The sequence below is a fragment of the Dialister invisus DSM 15470 genome, assembly GCF_000160055.1.
Taxonomy (GTDB): Bacteria; Bacillota; Negativicutes; order Veillonellales; family Dialisteraceae; genus Dialister; species Dialister invisus.
Map to the genome: position 1 here is coordinate 1,832,963 of NZ_GG698602.1, position 18,475 is coordinate 1,851,437.

The 18,475-nt window shown below is 47.7% G+C and carries 11 protein-coding genes; 7 read left to right on the top strand and 4 right to left on the bottom strand.

The genetic code is table 11. The features are described from left to right. The first annotated feature begins 69 nt into the window (after positions 1–69). From GCWU000321_RS08845 to GCWU000321_RS08855, 3 genes are all read left to right on the top strand, one after another. Positions 70–2,247, top strand: a complete 2,178-nt coding sequence (locus tag GCWU000321_RS08845; RefSeq protein ID WP_156777767.1) for a TonB-dependent receptor plug domain-containing protein — start codon at positions 70–72, stop codon at positions 2,245–2,247. 110 nt (positions 2,248–2,357) lie between these two features. Continuing rightward, a complete protein-coding gene (locus GCWU000321_RS08850) occupies positions 2,358–3,155 on the top strand; it encodes a carbon-nitrogen family hydrolase (RefSeq protein WP_007070900.1) in 798 nt (265 codons plus the stop codon). Between the two features lie 93 nt (positions 3,156–3,248). After that, a complete protein-coding gene (locus GCWU000321_RS08855) occupies positions 3,249–3,569 on the top strand; it encodes a TfoX/Sxy family protein (protein ID WP_007070901.1) in 321 nt (106 codons plus the stop codon). Positions 3,570–3,658: 89 nt separating this feature from the next. Here the strand turns inward: GCWU000321_RS08855 and addA are convergent, their stop codons facing one another. Both addA and GCWU000321_RS08865 read right to left on the bottom strand, forming a co-directional pair. Beyond that, a complete protein-coding gene (addA, locus tag GCWU000321_RS08860) occupies positions 3,659–7,516 on the bottom strand; it encodes a helicase-exonuclease AddAB subunit AddA (protein ID WP_007070902.1) in 3,858 nt (1,285 codons plus the stop codon). After that, positions 7,513–10,926: a PD-(D/E)XK nuclease family protein gene (locus GCWU000321_RS08865; protein ID WP_040381619.1), complete on the bottom strand. Its 3,414-nt coding sequence runs from the start codon at positions 10,924–10,926 to the stop codon at positions 7,513–7,515. The genes addA and GCWU000321_RS08865 overlap by 4 nt, the downstream gene beginning before the upstream one ends. Before the next feature lie 220 nt (positions 10,927–11,146). Here GCWU000321_RS08865 and ahpC point away from each other — a divergent pair, with 220 nt between their 5' ends. After that, on the top strand, positions 11,147–11,710 hold the full coding sequence (ahpC, locus tag GCWU000321_RS08870; protein ID WP_007070905.1) for an alkyl hydroperoxide reductase subunit C: 564 nt from the start codon (positions 11,147–11,149) through the stop codon (positions 11,708–11,710). A 14-nt stretch (positions 11,711–11,724) separates the two neighbouring features. Continuing rightward, positions 11,725–13,347: an FAD-dependent oxidoreductase gene (locus GCWU000321_RS08875; protein WP_007070906.1), complete on the top strand. Its 1,623-nt coding sequence runs from the start codon at positions 11,725–11,727 to the stop codon at positions 13,345–13,347. Between the two features lie 99 nt (positions 13,348–13,446). Here GCWU000321_RS08875 and GCWU000321_RS08880 read toward each other — a convergent pair whose 3' ends face one another. Then, positions 13,447–14,250: an ABC transporter permease gene (locus GCWU000321_RS08880; RefSeq protein ID WP_040382136.1), complete on the bottom strand. Its 804-nt coding sequence runs from the start codon at positions 14,248–14,250 to the stop codon at positions 13,447–13,449. Positions 14,251–14,258: 8 nt separating this feature from the next. After that, positions 14,259–15,179, bottom strand: a complete 921-nt coding sequence (locus GCWU000321_RS08885) for a metal ABC transporter ATP-binding protein (RefSeq protein ID WP_007070908.1) — start codon at positions 15,177–15,179, stop codon at positions 14,259–14,261. Between the two features lie 513 nt (positions 15,180–15,692). Here GCWU000321_RS08885 and GCWU000321_RS08890 point away from each other — a divergent pair. Together GCWU000321_RS08890 and GCWU000321_RS08895 are read left to right on the top strand one after the other, a co-directional pair. Beyond that, positions 15,693–17,600 (top strand): NADH-quinone oxidoreductase subunit 5 family protein, encoded by a 1,908-nt coding sequence (locus GCWU000321_RS08890; protein ID WP_244835110.1) that lies wholly within the window; start codon positions 15,693–15,695, stop codon positions 17,598–17,600. Between the two features lies 1 nt (position 17,601). Next, complete coding sequence (locus GCWU000321_RS08895; RefSeq protein WP_244835164.1) at positions 17,602–18,468, top strand: respiratory chain complex I subunit 1 family protein; 867 nt, start codon at positions 17,602–17,604, stop codon at positions 18,466–18,468. Positions 18,469–18,475 lie beyond the last annotated feature (7 nt).

An 18,475-nucleotide genomic window follows, 5' to 3' on the forward strand; every position in this document is an offset into this window, starting at 1 on the left:
AACAATTATATGCAGTTGTGCTATTTTATATCTAAGAATCCTGTCAGCAAAAGTAAAGGAGATAAAGAGATGAAAAGTAAAAAGTATGGAATGATGTTGGCTGTATTGGCAGCCGCGGGTGGTGTAAGCGCAAGTGCGGCGCCTTTGCCGGTGTATGAACTGAAAGGGCTCACCGTCACGGCGACCCGGCAGGCAGAAACGACAAAGGATGTTCCTGCGAATGTACAGATCGTGACAGAAAAGGAAATTAAGGACCGCAATGTGCAGAATGCGGCACAGGCCGTCGCTTTGGCGACCGGTGTGCAGGTGGATACTACGGTGGAAGGCAGCGTGAACCTCCGTGGATATAATTCCAAGAATATCCTTGTCCTCGTCGACGGACAGCAGATGAATACCGCCTGGAACAGCACAGTGGACTGGAATATGATTCCTGTGGAAAATATCCGCAAAGTGGAAGTGGTCAGCGGTGGGCAGTCGGCGCTCTATGGCGGTCGTGCGGTTGGCGGCGTCATCAATATTATGACCAAGTCGGCGAAAGAAAATGGCGTCCACGGTGCTGTAAACTTGGGCTACGGCAGCCACAACACGGTGAAGCAGAGTTACATGGCAAGCGGACGGAAGGATCGATTGAACTGGGGTGTCTTCTATGAAAATAAAATGACCGATGGCTGGCGTTCGTACCTGTCCTCTTATGCCATAAAGAATAGCAAAGGAAAAAATAATTTTACCGGCGTGGATATTTCTTCTCTGGACACGACTGCTGACGGGAAAGAATACATCATCGGCGACCGGGGGAAGAAGGAAGTCATGTCCGAAAGCTATGGCTTCAATCTGGGCTATGATTTCACGGAAGACAGAAAGCTCACTTATAAATTCACCCATTCCAACTATACATGGAAATATACGGATCCCCGTTCGTACCTGTCTGCGGGTTTCAGCAAACCGTCAGGCGTACCGGCGTCCACGTTTTTCGGCAACAGGGGCTGGCGCGTCTATGACATGCACAGTCTTACCTACAATGATCAGAAGGATAAAATCCATGCCCATTTCGGTATGACCGACTACACAAAAAGCGGATATATCACGCCTGATAAGACGGTCAAGGCAAGCCGCACTTTTGACGGTGCCGGCAGCAAGACATCCTATCCTTCAAAATCGTGGGATTTTGATCTGAATAAACGCTGGACCGCAGGCAGCCATACCATCCTTTTTGGCGGTTCTTACGGGAAGGACCGGTTTGATGAAACCATTTATAAGACCGTTTCTGACTGGAAATCATGGGACAGTGCCGTGAAAGGAAATAAAGATGATCAGTGGCTCGGCGGCAAGGCGAAGTCCTGGGCCTTATATATTCAGGACAAATGGAAACTCAGCAGCCGCTGGGCAGCGTACATCGGCGGACGGTACGACTATTATGAAAAATATGGCGGTTATAATTATTACAGAGGAAAGGCGCCGACAAGACTGGAATCTGATTCCTATCACCAGTTCTCGCCCAAGCTGTCTGCCAGTTATGCGCTGGATAATCATACCAATCTGTACCTGTCTTTCGGGAAATCGTTTGCGCCGCCCCTTCTCTACCAGCTCTACCGGTATGCGGAACCGTCCTATGGCGGCCGTTATGAGCCGAATCCTTCTTTAAAACCAGAAACTACGACGAATTGGGAGCTGGGAATCAAAAAAGACCTGGGAAAAACAAAAATTTCCGCAGACCTGTTCTATGCGAGGACAAAGGACTACATTGACCTCGTTACTATCGGAAAAACTGCTAAAGGTGCTGATATAAAGACATATAAAAATGTAGGAGAGGCAAGGACCCATGGGGCGGAACTGTCCGTCACCCATAAGTTCAGCAGTCTGTGGTCGGTTTATGCCAATTATACCTGGCAGCTTGGCAAAGTGGCCGATGCGGATAATGGCTATGCCATGGGAAGAGATTATGAAATTCCCCGCCACCTTTTCCATTCCGGTGTGACGTACACAAATCATCCTTGGACCGTGAATGTGGACAGTATGTTCGTTTCCGCAAGGAATGAGCCGGGCTGGAAAAGCGGCAAATTCAAATCCCGTGATGCCTACTTCCTTTTGAACATGGATACCGCTTATGCGGTGAACAAAAATCTTTCTGTCCAGTTCAGCATTTACAACATCCTTGACAGGGAATACTATGATCAGGAATCCGCCTCTGATAAGTATTATGCGGGTGACGGGAGGACATTTACCCTTTCTGCGCGATACTCTTTCTAAAAATAAATTTTGGCTTATAAGACCGTTTGTTCTTTGAAACAGGCGGTTTTATTTTGTTTTTGTTTTATTTATAATGAAGAAATAGAAATGCAGCAGCGTAAGGAGATCTCATGAAAAAGAAAATAGCCCTTATACAAATGCAGGCGGTTCTTGCCGATGTGGAAACGAATTACCGCCATGCGGAAGAATTGATGGAACAGGCGATGGAGGGAAATCCGGATATTCTTGTCCTTCCTGAAACGTGGAACACGGGGTTTTATATTTCCCGCAAACTGAAATCAATTGCTGATGAAGGTGGAAAGCGGACGGAAACGTTCTTGTCTTCTTTCGCAAAAAAACACCATGTGAATGTCGTAGGCGGTTCGGCAGCTGTTCTTTGTGGGGACGATGTATATAACCGTTCTTTCGTTTTTGACAGGGAGGGACGGAAAACAGCTGATTACGACAAAGTTCACGGGTTTTCCTATGCCCATGAACCGATGTATTTCAAAGGCGGAGACCATGCGGTTTCCTTTACATTGGATGATATTCCCTGCTCCATGGTCATTTGTTATGATATCCGTTTTCCCGAGCTTGTGCGCCGTTCCGTCCTGGAAGGGAAAGTGGATTTATTTTTTGTCCCTGCTGCCTGGCCGAAGGCGCGTCTTTTCCATTGGACGCTTTTAGGGCAGGCAAGAGCGGTGGAGAATCAGATCTATCTGTGCGCCGTCAACCAAGGCGGAATTTCAGGGAGAACGGAGTACGCGGGAAACTCGGTGCTTCTCGATCCCTGGGGGAATGACGTCTGCCGTCTGGGAACGGAAGAAGGGATTGCTTTCGGGGAAATAGATACGGATATACTTCAACAAATCAGGGATACTATCCATGTATTCAGGGACCGCCGGCCTGAAATCGATGTGGTGCGGTGATTGCAAAAAAAGCATATGAGAGTATAAGCAGACGGATAAATTTGCATAAAGGGAAAGATGTTTCCTGCCGGATAGAAATGAAGGAGGGATGATATGGCATCGAGTAAAGAATATTTAAATTTTATTTTGGCACAGCTGTCTGATTTGGAGGATGTAAGCTGCAGGGTCATGATGGGAGAATATATTCTGTACTACAAGGGCAAAATTGTTGGAGGGATATATGATGACAGGCTGCTTGTAAAACCTGTAAAATCAGCAGTACATTATATGCCGGATGCGGAGTATGCGCTGCCTTATGAAGGCGCGGGGAAAATGTTACTGGTGGATCATGCAGATGATCAGAAGTATTTAACGGGATTATTCAAGGCGATGTTTGATGAACTCCCTGCGCCTAAAAGCAAAAAGAAAATATAATAGGAATGAAACTGCCTCTATAAGCCGAATTTTTCGGATCTGACTTATAGGGGCAGTTTCGTTATTTGGAAATATTCTTTTTTGAAATATCATTTGATGGCAATCATCTGTCCCAAGTGGAAAGACCACAGGTATGCGCCGATGACCGGCTTGCCGAGAAGCTGCTGTGCCGCGTCTTTATAGACGAGAAGCTGGGTTCTGTAATGGCTTTGCAGTTCTTCAACGGAGTCGGTACGATCCGTTTTATAGTCAATGATGACGATGTGGCCGTCACGCTCAATGAGGCAGTCCATGATGCCCTGCATGAAAACTTTTTCTCCTTCTTCGCAGCCCGGGTAGAAACGTTTCGCCGGAAGAAGAAGGGAGAAAGGCATTTCTTTCCGGATTACCGCGGCTTTTTTCATGGCGCGGCCTAAGGCGCTTTCCGTGAACCGTCGGATATCACGGAGCGGCGCGCGGTATTTTGAATCCTGGAGCAGGGCGTTCTTTTCTTCTTCCGTAAAACCTTTTTCTTCATAAATGCGTTCCACTTCTTTCCTAAGATCTGAAATGCCGTCATACGGTTTGGTGAGATCTATGAGTTCCATGGCTTTATGCATGAGGGTGCCGTAAGATGTACCCGTAAAGGCAGGAGTTTCTGCAAGGAATGCGGGCGGGTCTTCATAGCCCGGCAAAAGGGAGGACTCTTCGCCGGAAGGAATGCTTTCCATGGCAGGAGCCAGCGTTTCCGATGAAAAGGGTTCTATGCCTTCAGCGCCGGATTCCTGCTGCTCTTTCAGGGCAACCGCGGCGGTAGCGGTGAGCTTGGCAGGCGTTTGAACGGCTCCATTGAAACTGTACTGCCAGCGCAGCTGCTTTTCCATCCAGTCCGGCACGTCTGAAGCGGGAGCCGTAAGAAAAGCTTTTATGTTGTCAATATCTTTTGCTTCTTTTTGTTTCTTTTTCTCTTCCCATTCTTCGAAGTTCATTTCTCCGTTCATTTCTTCTGTCCGCAGCTCTTCCACGGTGAGCAGTTCCTGCCACGGTGTGATGGTGAAATGAAACGCAGATGGGCTGTCGTTTATGTCAGGTGCGAGATAAGAGGGGATCTTTCCCGTCATGTCCCACAGACAGGCAGCGCTTCTGTGGCGGGCGGCAGCCGGAAGAATCCAGGAAAGGTAAGATTTCCCGCCGGCCGTTATGTGGGCTGGCAGGCGGCTTTCCGCTTCCGTCAGGGAGGAAAGCGGGGTCAGACAGGAAGAAATATAAGGAATGAAGTTTTTTCTGAAAGCGGTGATACAGAGCAAATCCCGCGCTCGTGTCATGGCGACATAGAGAAGGCGCGCTTCTTCCGCCTGGGCTTCACGGCCGGCGGCGGTACGGATCGCCATCCAGTAAAGAGACGGCCAGTGTGCCATATGTTCTTTATCAAAGTAATGGATACCGAGTCCCATTTCCCGATGAAAGATAACGGTCCGATCCAGATCTTTCACATTGAAAGACTTTGCCGCGTCCGCCAGAAAAACAACGGGGAATTCAAGCCCCTTGCTTTTGTGGATGGACATGATCTGTACGGCATTCCCTTTGGCAGACGTGGAAATTGTCTTAAAATCTTTCTGCGCCCGCCGTAAATATTCCAGGAAGGAAAAGAGGCCGTTTACCGTAGCGGAGTCTCTTGTCTTTGCCAGTTCATAGAAGGAAAGGACATGGGATTTGCCGGCGGTTCCGTTAGGCAGTCCCGCCACCCATGACAGATAGTCCGTATCCTCAATGATTCTGCGGAGAAGGGGGGCGACGCCGTCTTTTCGTGCCTCTTTCCTCCACGTTTCATAAAGTAAAAGGAAACGGGAAAGACGGAGGGCTTTTTCTTCGGGGATAATTCCTTTGGCCCGCGGGAGAATATCCCAGAGAGAATCTTCCTCCGGCGCGAGGGCAAGGCGGAGACGGGCGAAATCTTCTTCGTCAAGTCCCGCAAGAAAAGAGCGTAGCACCGCAAGAAGAGGTAAGTCCTGCCGCGGATTGTCTAAAATTTTCAGGAGCGACCAAAGGATCTGCACTTCCATGGAGCGGATAAAATCATCATCTTTATCAGCGGTGGCAGGAATATGTTCCTCGTTCAATACTTTGAGGAGCGCAGGCGCTTTTTTATCGATACTGCGGAGGAGGATGGCGATATCGCTGTAATCTGTGGAACGGAAGGTGCCGTCTTTGTTCATGACCTGCCGCTTTTCTTCCATAAGGGCGCGGATCTTTTTGGCAATGAGCCGGCCTTCAAAGGTGATGCTCGTGATATCATTGACAGACTCATCCATGGGAACAGTATTTTCATCGGTTACTTTATCAATAAATTCCACTTCGACCGCACCGCCTGCGTAGGCAGCGGGACGGGAGTCTTCATGGCGCCCCGGATAAAGCGCTTCTCGATCGCCGTAATCGAGTTCCAGCAGCTTTTCACTCATAAGCTGGCGGAAAATATAATTGATTGACGCGAGAATCGCGGCGTCACTGCGGAAGTTCCGGTTGAGATCAATGCGCCTGTCTTCCGCATTCTCATCAGAGGAAAAACTTCTGTATTTCTTTTGGAAAATGGTGGGGTCAGCCTGGCGGAAACGATAGATGGACTGCTTGACATCGCCTACCATGAAACGGTTTCTGCCATTGGAGAGAAGCGTGGCGATCAGTTCCTGCACATCATTGGTGTCCTGGTATTCATCAATCATGATCTCTTTATATTTTTTTTGCAGCTCCCGTGCCGCCGATGACGGGAATTCTCCCGCCCGCTCCGGCGTGAATCCTTCCGCGGTTTTGTCTACAAGGATGTCCAAGACGTAATGTTCCATGTCGGTGAATTCCATAAGGCCTTCCTTCTTTTTGCGGTCGGCGTAAGCACGGGAAAAAGCAATGGTTACATCCGACAGGGCACGGACGATGGGATGCATCCGGATCACGTCATGGAGCCATTGCTCTTCCGAAATCGCAAAGAAAGGGATGAGCTTTTCGGAAACTTCTTTTTTCACACTGTTTCGAATTGCCTGGACGTTGTTTTTTATTTCTTCAAAGCGGATAGGATCTTCAGAAGAGGATTTCTTCACCGCCTTCAGTTTGGCAAAAGAAATGTTCGGCGCATCTTGGTACCACTCATCCCATGTTTCTGCTTTTGAGAGGATAGTGAAGGCGTCAAATTCATCAGACAGCATTTCCGCATACGGCGCGAGGGCCGGTTCGTTTTCCAGAAAAGTGAAAATCTGGCGGTAGGAATCAGCCCAGCTCTGGGCACGGCGCCGAAAATCTTCAAGAATGTCTTTTGTCCATGGAAGATCGCTTAAGGCAGCTGCGCCGTTTTCGCCGTAAGGGCGGGAAAGGCTGCCGAGCCAGTCTTCCGGGAAGGGCATGGAACAGGAAAAGTGATAGAGGGAAAGAATGGTATCTTTAAAACCGCTGTCCTCAAACCCGCCGGAAAGCAGATCCGCGCAGTCAAGGAAAGCGGGTTCACCCCTTTCATAGTACGTTTCCAGGACTTCTGAAAGCACGTCCTGCTCCAGGGCGTATATTTCATTGCTGTCTGTCAGCATTTTCGTGTTCGGATCGAGGTCGATCAGGTAAAAATACCGGCGGATTAGGGTCTGGAAAAATGAATCAAGTGTGGAAATCTGTGCACTTGACATCAGCGCGAGCTGGCGGGACAAATGACGGGCGAGAGGCGTATTTCGCTCCTGCTCCGCTTCCGAAAGGGCCTTTGCAATGCCTGAAGAAATGCGGGTTTTCATTTCCCCTGCCGACGCGCGGGTGAATGTAAGAACCAGAAGTTCCGTAATGTCGGCAGGATCATCCATATCGGTAATCAGTTTTTTGATACGCTCCGTGAGTACCGCCGTCTTACCGCTTCCGGCGGCGGCGGAAAGGAGAAGGTTCTGTCTGCGGGCGTCAATAGCTGCCTGCTGCGCGGTTGTCCATGTCATTTGACTCATAGGTTCTCCTTTCCGTTCCTTTTCATTTCCTCGTCCAGTTTTTCCCGGATCGTTTTGTCAGAAACTTTGGAAATGTAATCAAAACTGTTTTCGGGCAGTGCAGGATCAAAGCGGCAGATACTCCGATAGGGACAGTATGAGCAGGGCGACAGCGTTCCGTTCTTGACGGGATGGATGGCAATTTCCCCGCTTTCAAGGCGGTTGTACAGCCTGATCAGTATTTTTTCCGTCAGTGCTTTCAGTGCTTCAAACTCCTCTGCCGTAAGGACGGGAGAGGTTTTCTTTACACTGCCGTCTTTTACATAAGAAACACCGATAAATCCGTCATCCGTGCCTGATTGGGAGTCAAGCGTGCGGAGCACATCCGGGTCATTTAAGAAAATACCGTTGGTGTTTTCCTTTCCTTTGGGATGGGGAATTCCGTTGGGCGGTACGCTTATGGATTTCGGCCGCCCGTGGAGATAGATATACATCATGGCGGCAGGAAGCAGATCTTTCGTATCCTTTGTTTTTGAAAGCGCCAGCAGGTAGGTAATAAGCTGGAGAGAGAGACCTTCCATGATTTCATTCAGGGAGAGCTTCGGCGAGCCTGTCTTGTAGTCGCAGACTGCGGCGTACCTGCCGTCTGTATCTACACGGTCTATCTTCCCTGTAAGGGTAAAGCTGTCAGTGGGACTTGCGGAAATACGGAGATAGAATTCTTTTTCCATATCCAGCGTATCGAAACCGCTCTGCCGGCTCCATTGACGGAATCTTTGAAGTGCCCGCCGGAAGGTCTGATCCAGAACGCGGCGGGTATACTTTGCCGACTGATCCGAGGAAAGGGCATCCGCCTTGATGCGCGGCGTGATTTTTTCCGTGATGTCTTCGGAAATCTTTTCAATTTCTTCATCCGTCGCCTGGCGCCACTGGCGGTTCTGCGATTTCAGGATTTCGCCGAATTGGTGGATCCCCGCGTGGAGATAATTGCCATAGTCCAAATAATCCGCTTCGCCTGTATTCCGCTCTTCTATGCCAATTCCGTAGCGGAGGAAGTACTGGTAGGGACAGCTTCTGTAATTTTGCAGTTTTGTGACGGAACCGTAAAAGCGTCCTCCTTTCATGAAAAGTTTGCGCGCAAGCATTTTTGGCAGACGGGCGGCGGTATTTTGATACCGGAGCCCTGCCAGTTTGCTTTCCATGAGCTCTCTGTATTCATTTCCTTCTGCCCAGTCTTTAAGCGCTGCCCAGTTGCCTGTTGGTGAGGGGCGGCCATTGCGGAGTATTTCAGGAAGAAGAGACAGGGCCTGGTTGGGGTTGGCAAAAAACGAGGGGTCGTCATGATAGGGAGAGGGCGGGAGTATTTCCATGTTTTCCGTATAATAGCCGAGGGCTTTCAACCGCTCCAGCAGGAAGGACGGTTCTGCGGCGCTTCCGTCGGCAGCAGCGGCGGGGTACGACAGATAGAGTGCGTCCGATGCCCGTGTCAGGGCGAGATACGTATAAAATTGTTCTTCCTGTACCAGCTCCATCAGGTTGTTTCCAAGATTGATGCGGGCGGATTTCAGAAGGACCTGTTTTTCCGTTTCCGTGAAAAATCCTGAGTCATCAATTTTTTTAGGGAAAGAGCCTTCTAATGCGCCGGGGATGAAGACCACTTTCGCTTCTGCCGCGTATCCTCTGTCCATGGAGGTGACCGTCACATGGTCAAGAGTGGGAGGAATCATGGAGAAGGTAAGGGCGGAAAGACCATCAGTAAGAATACCGCAAAGTTCCTCTTCGGGGAGGATGTCTTTTCCTGTGACATGGACGATTTCGTCAAGAAGAGAAAGCACTTTTTTCCAAACCTGGAGATGGGGACGCTTTTTTGTTTTTTCAAATTCCAGTTCATCCCAGACGGAAAGCGTTTCAGGGATTTGCTGCTCTGTTAACCACCGATAAAGAAAGGCGCATTTATCTTCTGCGGAGAGAGCTTCCTTCCAGCCTGCGAGAAAAGGATTCAAAAGGGAAAGGACCTTTTCTCTCCATGTATTGGCGGTATTCTGCTTTGTAATTTCTTTATCCGAAAGAGGGGCCGGTTCCTGATCAATGCTCCGGTAATCGCGGAAGGCCCAGGGCTTTTGCCACGTGGAAAAACGGATATGGTATTTCAAAACGTAATTTTCCAGCTTATCTATCATATCCGTAGGGAAAGAAGGAAATATTTCCGTTTTTAAGATGCGGAAAATATGCTCTCTTGTAAATCCCCTGTTCTTGCCCCGGCTTTCCGCTTTTATGAAATGGAGAAGCCCGTCAAGGAGCATGACAAGGGGGTGGTTATTCATGGGCTGTTTTTCGTCTGTAAAGACCGGAATCCCGTAGCGTGAAAAGCTTCTTTCCAGCGGGTCCGTATAAGTGTCGGCGGAACGAAGAAGGACGAGGATATCCCGCCAGCGGAGATTTTTATCGCGGACAAGTGACAGAATCCGGCGGGAAATGAAGTCCGCCTCCGCATGGCTGTCCGGTGCGGAAACGATATGGATGCCCTTTTCAGGAACCGGGGAAGTCTCTTTCGGAAGCGGACAGGGAGAAGGAACATTTTGGAAATAGTCTGCTGCGAGACAACGGAGACGGGGACAGCGGAACCGTTTCATTTCGGGGAGTGTGACGGAATCAAAGTGAGGCTCTTTTTCCGAAAGGAGAGCATATAAATTGGCAGGGCGGGCGAATATTTCATTGGACAATCCTTCTTTTGCGTCCGGGAGGGGAAGTGTGAATGTCACTTCTTCCGCCGTGTGGATAAGGGCGGATACGATGCGTATCTTTTGGGGTGTCATACCGTTGAAGCCGTCAATCCATATACGGGATCGGCGGAGTATTTCCGATTTCGGTATTTCCCCGGCAAGCAGGTCAAAAAGACTGCCTTCATAAGAAAAGCGGGTATGGAGGTAGTCATGGTAATTTTTATATAAGAGGGAAAGATCTGCCAGTTTGCGTCCCAGTGGTGTCCCTTCTTCGGCAAGAGAGGCATCATGGAGCGCCGTTTCAGAAATGCAGAACATATCAAGCTGATGAAAAAGGTTCATGAGATTTTCCGCAAAATGAGGCTGAGTGGAAATTTTCATGAGCATTTGCAGCTCGTTCCTGTGTTCCGCAAGGATGCGGCTGATGATAATCTGCTGGCCCAACGGAGAAAGAGCATCTTGCACAGGGGAGCGGAGCTCATTAAAAACGCGGTAGGCAAGACGCGAAAAACCGCAGACCGTGGCATCAATAAAACCGTGGCCCGGGAAAATATCCGCCAGCATACGTTCTGCGGTATATGTCTCCTGATCAGGCACGAGGAAAAAGGCGGAGCGCCCTTTTTTACCGGTGACATAGTCGCGTATTTCTTCACAGCAGCGCCGCGTTTTGCCTGTTCCCGCCGCGCCGAAAATAAAATGGAGTCCCATGAGCATCCTTCCTGTCATTTTAGTAATATCTTTCTTTTTTCTATTATAAAGGGAAAGGATAAAAAGGGAAAATATTTTACAAAGACAAAGGAGAAATATTATTTTCGTAAAATATCGGCACGAAAAAGACAATTTGGATATTGACATATTTAGATATAGTTGATACAATGAGCACATAAGCAAGTTAAAACTGTTTTAATATTTGAAGGAGGAATTTTAAATGTCTTTAAACGGGAAAAAAGTAAGCGAATTTACAGCAGATGCATATCTTAACGGAGAATTTATCAAGGTATCCGATAAGGATCTGCAGGGAAAATGGAGTGTTCTCTTCTTTTATCCGGCGGATTTCACTTTTGTCTGCCCGACTGAGCTGGAAGATCTCCAGAGACTTTATGACGATTTCAAAAAAGAAGGGTGCGAGATTTATTCCGTATCCTGCGATACCCACTTTGTGCACAAAGCCTGGCATGACTCTTCGGAAAAAATAGGCAAGGTTACCTATCCGATGATTGGCGATCCGACGGCACAGCTTGCAAAAGATCTGGATGTATATATTGAAGCTGACGGCATGACCGAGCGCGGCACTTTCGTTATCAATCCTGACGGAGAAGTTGTTCTTTATGAAATAAGCGCCGGCAATATCGGCCGTAATGCTGATGAACTGCTCCGCAAGGTAAGGGCTGCCAAGTTTGTTTATGAACATGGCGATGAAGTCTGCCCGGCCAAGTGGGAACCGGGGGCGGCGACATTGAAACCGTCCTTCGATCTTGTCGGTAAACTTTAATAAGAGAGGGCATCATGGAAAAAATGTATGATGCCATAGTGGTCGGCGGAGGTCCTGCAGGGCTTTCCGCCGCTATTTATATGGCAAGAGCGCGTTTCCGCGTATTGGTTATTGAAAAAGAAAAAGTCGGCGGCCAGATCACTATCACATCTGAAGTGGTGAACTATCCCGGCATTATTATGACAGACGGGGAACAGCTGACCGGTAAGATGCGTCAGCAGGCGGAAAATTTCGGAGCCGAGTTTTTATCGGCGGAAGTAACCAGCCTTGATTTGGACGGCGACTATAAAACAGTTCATACCGATCGGGGAGATTTCAAGGCGCCCGGCATCATTTATGCGGCAGGCGCCCATCCTCGGCTGGCCGGATTTGAGGGGGAAAGTGAATTCCGAGGACACGGTGTGGCATACTGCGCGACCTGCGACGGTGAATTTTTTTCCGGCAAGGATATTTTCGTCATTGGCGGCGGCTATGCGGCGGTAGAAGAAGGACTCTTCCTCACCCGGTATGGAAAGAAGGTCATGATGGTCGTCAGACGCGACTGCTGCTCCATTGAAAATGCGGAAGTCGATGAACTGAAAGAACATCCGAATGTAGAAATGATGTTCAACACTGAAGTGGTAAGAGTGGAAGGCGATTCCGCCATCCGTAAAGTTGTTTTGAGAAACCGGGTGACCGGGAAAGAAACGATCTATACTGCCCCAGAAAATGATTTTTGCGGCGTATTTGTCTTTGTCGGCTATGCGCCGGAAAACGAACTGGTTAAGGGAAAAGTGGAACTGGATCCCCAGGGGTATATCATCACTGACCGTGATCAGAAAACGAATATTGATGGCGTTTATGCGGCAGGCGACATCTGCGTGAAAAATCTCCGCCAGGTGGTTACCGCTGTTTCGGATGGAGCCGTGGCGGCCACATCTATGGAAAAATATCTCGGACAGCTGTACAGGAAGTTAGGCATCAAGAGAACTTATGTAAAAAGGGAAATGAAGGAAGCTGCCAAAGCGGAAAATGCCCCGAAAGCGGAGGCGGGTGCTTTTCTTGATGATGCGACCCGGCAGGCGCTGGCTCCCGTACTTGCCCGCTTTACCCGTCCGATCCGTCTCCGTCTGTATACGGATGACAGCCGGATGACGGAAGAAAACCGCCGCATGGTGATGGAGCTTGCATCTCTTTCTGATAAGGTGGAAGCGGAATTTGTCCCGTCCGCGGGAGAAGAAGACAACCATACCATTTCTATCTGTGACGCGGAAGGAAATGAAAAAGGACTTCGTTTCCACGGCGTACCCGGCGGACATGAATTTAATTCTTTTATTCTTGCCATGTACAATGCGGCAGGTCCGGGACAGGACGTGGGTGAAGCACTGCAGAAACGTATCAAAGGCATCAGCAAGCCTCTCCATGTGAAGATTGCTGTATCTCTTTCCTGCACAATGTGCCCCGACCTTGTAGCGGCGGCGCAGCGTATTGCCGCGGATAATGAAAATGTAACGGCCGACGTCTATGATCTCCAGTACTATCCAAGCCTTAAAGAGAAATATAATATCATGAGCGTTCCCTGTCTCATCATCAATGATGGCGAAGTGCATTTCGGAAAGAAAAGTGTGTCCGATCTGCTTGATATTTTTCAGGCATAAGAACCGGGAAAGATTTCTGTTATAAAAATATAAAGCCCCCATACGTTAGACCTGAAATCTGACTTATGAGGGTTTTATTTTTGTTTGAAAATGCCGGGATCAAGTAAGCTCATTGGTTAAAAGATCCGTATTCCTGACGACCCTTGCGGCGAGCAGCAGTCCCGCCAAACTGAAAAGCAGGACATACATGACGGAAACTTCACTCACCGTCCCGAACGCGGCCGCCCGCATAGCATTTAACTGATAAGTCAGCGGGTTTATCAGGGCGAGTACCTGTATAAAAGAAGGCGCATCGTGCAATACATAAAAAGAAGGGGCGCTGAAAGAAAGGGGCATAATCAGAAAGGTCAGAACCATATCACGCATTTGATATGTTTTTATGAACATTGTGATGACGGTACCCAAACTGATCCAGAAAAACAAACTGATCAGTCCGATTCCCCACATACATATAAAGGGGAATAAAGTAAAATGCAGGCGAAAAGCCAGGATAATGAGGTAGAAGACAACGGATTGCGTGACGTAGCCTAAAATAGCACCGGTACTCATCGAAAGAATATAGAAAAATGGTTTTATGCCAGCCTGCATCTTCAAGGCGAAAAAGCCGTATCTTCGGTCGACAGTCATGCGGTAAATGACTCGTGACATCTGTCCCATCATGCTCATGGTCAGGATACCGACAAGGGCGTATTCATTGTAAGGGATCAGGACACCGTTCACCGATATATTTCCGATCGTTTCGGACAACGCGGTCACGATGAAAATGAAATAGAGTACAGGGGTCAATAATTGGGAGATTAACATGGGGCGCGTCTGGAAGAAAATTTTTGCTTCCATGTACGTTATGGAGAGAATGGCAGGTATGTTTAATGCCGCGTAGTGTTTGAATAATAAAGGGTTCATGGTCATGATTACTCCTCCGTGCCGGATGTAAAGAAACTCCGCAGTCCGTTTTCTGCCAGGTTCTTTATGTTCTGGATATCATTTTTTTGCGCGATTTCCGCAAGCGCTGCTGATAATGAGCAGTCTTTTTTCAATTCGATTTCTATGCAGTTGGAGCCTTTGCCCGATTCGTGAGTTCTTATGAAATAGGAAGCGGATATGTTGTCATTCGGCCGGTACTTTTCTTTTAGATGGATGTGGTACCTCAGGACAGGCGTATTTTTATCCAAAAAATTATTCAAGTCTCCAAAGTAGTTCAGCTTTCCATTTTCCAGATAAATCAGTTTGGTGCAGTATTTTTCCAACAGATACAAATCATGAGAAGATACAATGATGGTTTTTCCCCGGCGCCGTTCCGTTTCAAGAAAGGAAAAGAGATTTTCCGCATATTGCGCGTCAAGTCCGGTGGTCGGCTCGTCTAAGATGTAAAGCTGCGGTCCGTGTACGATAGAACGCGCGATTTGGATACGCTGCTGCTGGCCTCCGGACAGGGTATCCAGCTGGCAGTCCGCCTTATCAATCAGACCGACTCGGTTTAATGCGGATTCAGTCATTATTTTGGCTTCCCTGTGTGAGATGCCAGCCAATATGCACCCCATAAATACATTGTCCCAGGCAGTCAAAAACCAGTCCGCAACAAGACGCTGCGCACTGAATCCGATGGAGGCATACGGATTTTTCCTGTTGATATATTTATCGTTAAAACATACTTCCCCTTGATAGGGGGAAAGTGTACCGTGGAGGATATTCAGCAGCGTAGATTTTCCTGCGCCGTTTACGCCCATGAGCGCGATAAAATCGCCGGGATTCACCAAAAAGGAAATGTCTTTCAGCGCCTGCAGGTTTTTATAGAAAAAACTTATATTGTTTACGGTGATGATGGAATCCATAGGTGTCCTTTCTTAAATGAGCACCATTTAAATATTAAATATGTTTCAATTATATATTAATTTTAATGCAATTCCTATATATAAAGCTGGTTCGGTTTTAACCGAAAGAAAGTGTGACTTTATACCATTGGTATAGTTATGTATTGCAAATGTCCTGAAGAAAATCACAGGTGCATTTATAAAATGTAGAGGCGGTTTAATACTGTAATTTAGGGAAATGTAAAGTTCAGGAGTAAAGTGTCAGTGAAAGTAAGTGGGAAGATAAAGATTTCTGTCTGTTTTTGCAAGCTGTAGGATAATTTTCAGTGCAATATATGGTATCAAAAATAGTAAAAATGTTTATTCGGCAGGACAAGCTGAAAAAAATATCCTGCTTTATCAAAGATTGGAAATAAAATTGGAATCAAAAAAAGTGTTGCGAACTCAGGGTAATTTGTCTATACTATATAAAATATGTTCATCTATAAATTACAATTAAATATATATAGTATACTCTTATATAAAGGGGTGGGGATGATGTGGATATTGGGATTATTAGTGTTCTTGCCTCTGTTGACGGCAGGTCTGCTGTTTTTTATACAGGGGGACAGGCTTCGGGATGCGGTGGTGAAAATGTCAGCTGCTGCTATTGCGATGTTGTCCCTTTTCGTGGCATTTACCTGTTTTGGAAATAAGGTGGTCTTCCGCTTGGGAGATTCTTTTCTGGCGCAAGGTGCAATATTAGTGGATATCCTCGTTGCTCTTGCGGTTTTTTATTATACCTGCGTCCGGTTTCACCGGTATTGGATAGCGCTTTTGGAAGCAATTCAGCTGGGAGCGGTTCTATGGTTTGAATATGTCAGCCATGGGACGCTTGATTATTATGCCGATATCGTTATTGACAACTTTACCCTGATCATGATTCTTATCGCCGGTGTCATCGGCAGCTTGATTGCCGTTTTTTCTCTGGGGTACATGGAGGCCTTTCAAAAGGAACATCGTGATGTTCGTGACAGAAGGAATTTTTTCTTTTTCGTCCTGTTTCTCTTCCTTTCTGCCATGTTCGGATTGGTTGTTTCCAATAATCTTTTATATATGTATACCTTCTGGGAAATCACCAGCGTCTGTTCTTTTCTTCTCATCGGATATACGGAATCCCGTGTGGCTGTAAATAATTCGTTCAAGGCGCTTTGGATGAATCTGCTCGGCGGCGCGGCTTTTGCGGCAGCGATTATCGTCATGGGGCTGACTTACCACAGTACGGCGCTTTCCCATCTGGTAGGGCTGGCATTGGCGGGAATGCCTGTGACAGTTATTCTTGCGCTTCTCCTGCTTTGCGGTTTTACCAAATCGGCGATGATGCCTTTTTCCGGCTGGCTTCTTGGGGCGATGGTGGCGCCCACACCCACTTCCGCGCTTCTCCATTCTTCTACGATGGTGAAAGCAGGGGTGTTTCTGATTATCAAACTTTGTCCCGCCCTTGGAAATAATCATGCGGGAACGATGGCGATGTTTGTCGGCGGCATTACCTTCTTTTTTGCGTCCTGTGCCGCTATTTCACAGTCCGATGGGAAAAAGGTTCTTGCCTATTCCACAATTTCCAATTTGGGACTGATCGTCTGCTGTGCGGGTATAGGTTCTTATGAGGCGGCATGGACAGCCATTATGATTGTTATCTTCCATGCGGTCGCCAAATCGCTCTTGTTTCTTTCTGTCGGGACGGCGGAGCAGCAGCTCGGCAGCCGCGACATTGAAAGGTTTGACGGACTTTTCAATGCGATGCCCCATCTGTGTCTCTGCATGGTGATTGGTATCAGCGGTATGTTCCTTGCGCCTTTCGGCATGCTCATTTCTAAATGGGCTGCGATGAAAGCTTTTATTGATGCGGGACACCCCATGTTGCTTCTTCTTTTAGTTTTCGGTTCGGCGACAACTATATTTTACTGGGCCAAGTGGCTCGGAAAAATCCTGTCTGTCATGAACGGGCAGGAAAGACGGGAGCAGGGGATTACTAAAGGAGAGTGGTTTACACTGAAGACACTTTCCTGGATGACGATCATTGTCTGTATCCTTTTCCCTCTGATTTCAAACTATGGTGTTCTGCCGTACCTGCGGATTACCTACGGGTTTACCCGTGATGTCATTGCCCAAAGCAACTTGATTATTATGTCGCTTATGGTGGTGCTTCTTGTTATTCTTCCTTCCCGCTACGGGAAAGGACAGCCTAAAAGGAAAGTAGGGGCTCTTCTTGCCGGGGTTAATATGGGAGATGATCGGAACTATCACGGAGCGGGAGATAATATCATTCCCGTAGAACTTCGGAACTGGTACATGGAAGAATGGTTTGGCGAAAGAAAAATGAAATTGTCCGGTTTCGCTCTCTGTATGGCGTGCATTTTCATTCAGTTTGCCATTATACTGGGAGGTGTGTATCGTGGATGAAATGGGAATGAATATTTTATACGCGCTGCTTTACCTCTTCTTAGCGCCTGTCGGAGGAGGGCTCCTTGCCGGTCTTGACCGCAAGCTGGCGGCCCGTATGCAGCGCAGGGTGGGTCCGCCTGTTCTCCAACCGTTCTATGATGTGCTGAAACTTTTTGAGAAAGAACGGATTGCCGTGAATGAAGCGCAAGGCTTTTATTTGGCAGGCTTCCTGTTTTTCATGATTTTGTCAGGAATATTCTTTTTTGCACAGGGTGATATCCTTCTTGTCATCTTCACACTCACCATGGCGGGCATTTGCCTTGTGGTGGCGGCCTTTTCGTCATCATCACCCTGCAGCCAGATGGGGGCGGAACGGGAACTTCTTCAGATTATGGCGTATGAACCCATGCTTCTCTTTGTGGCGATTGCTTTCTATCTGAAATGTAACACGTTCGATCTTTCAAAAATCATGGCTTCGCCGGAAAGCAATTTTCTTTACATGCCGGGGATTTTCATCGGGTTCCTTTTCATACTCCAGATTAAATTCAGAAAATCACCTTTTGATCTTTCTATGAGCCATGAAATTCATCAGGAGCTTGTGCAGGGGATCAAGACGGAATTTTCCGGCGGCATGCTTGCTCTTTTTGAAATTGCCGAATGGTATGAAAAGATATTTCTTCTTGGTTTCGTTTATCTGTTTTTTAAATGGCGGGATCCGTGGAGCGGTGTTACGGGCATTCTTGTGTGCGCGGCGGTTCTTTTTCTCAGCACCCTTATAGATAATTGCACTGCCCGTATGAAATGGCGGCATCTCCTTGGTTCCGCCTGGCTCGTTACTTTGGTAGCAGGTTTTATCAATATTGTCTTTTTAATGTATATCCGCTGAAAGGAGA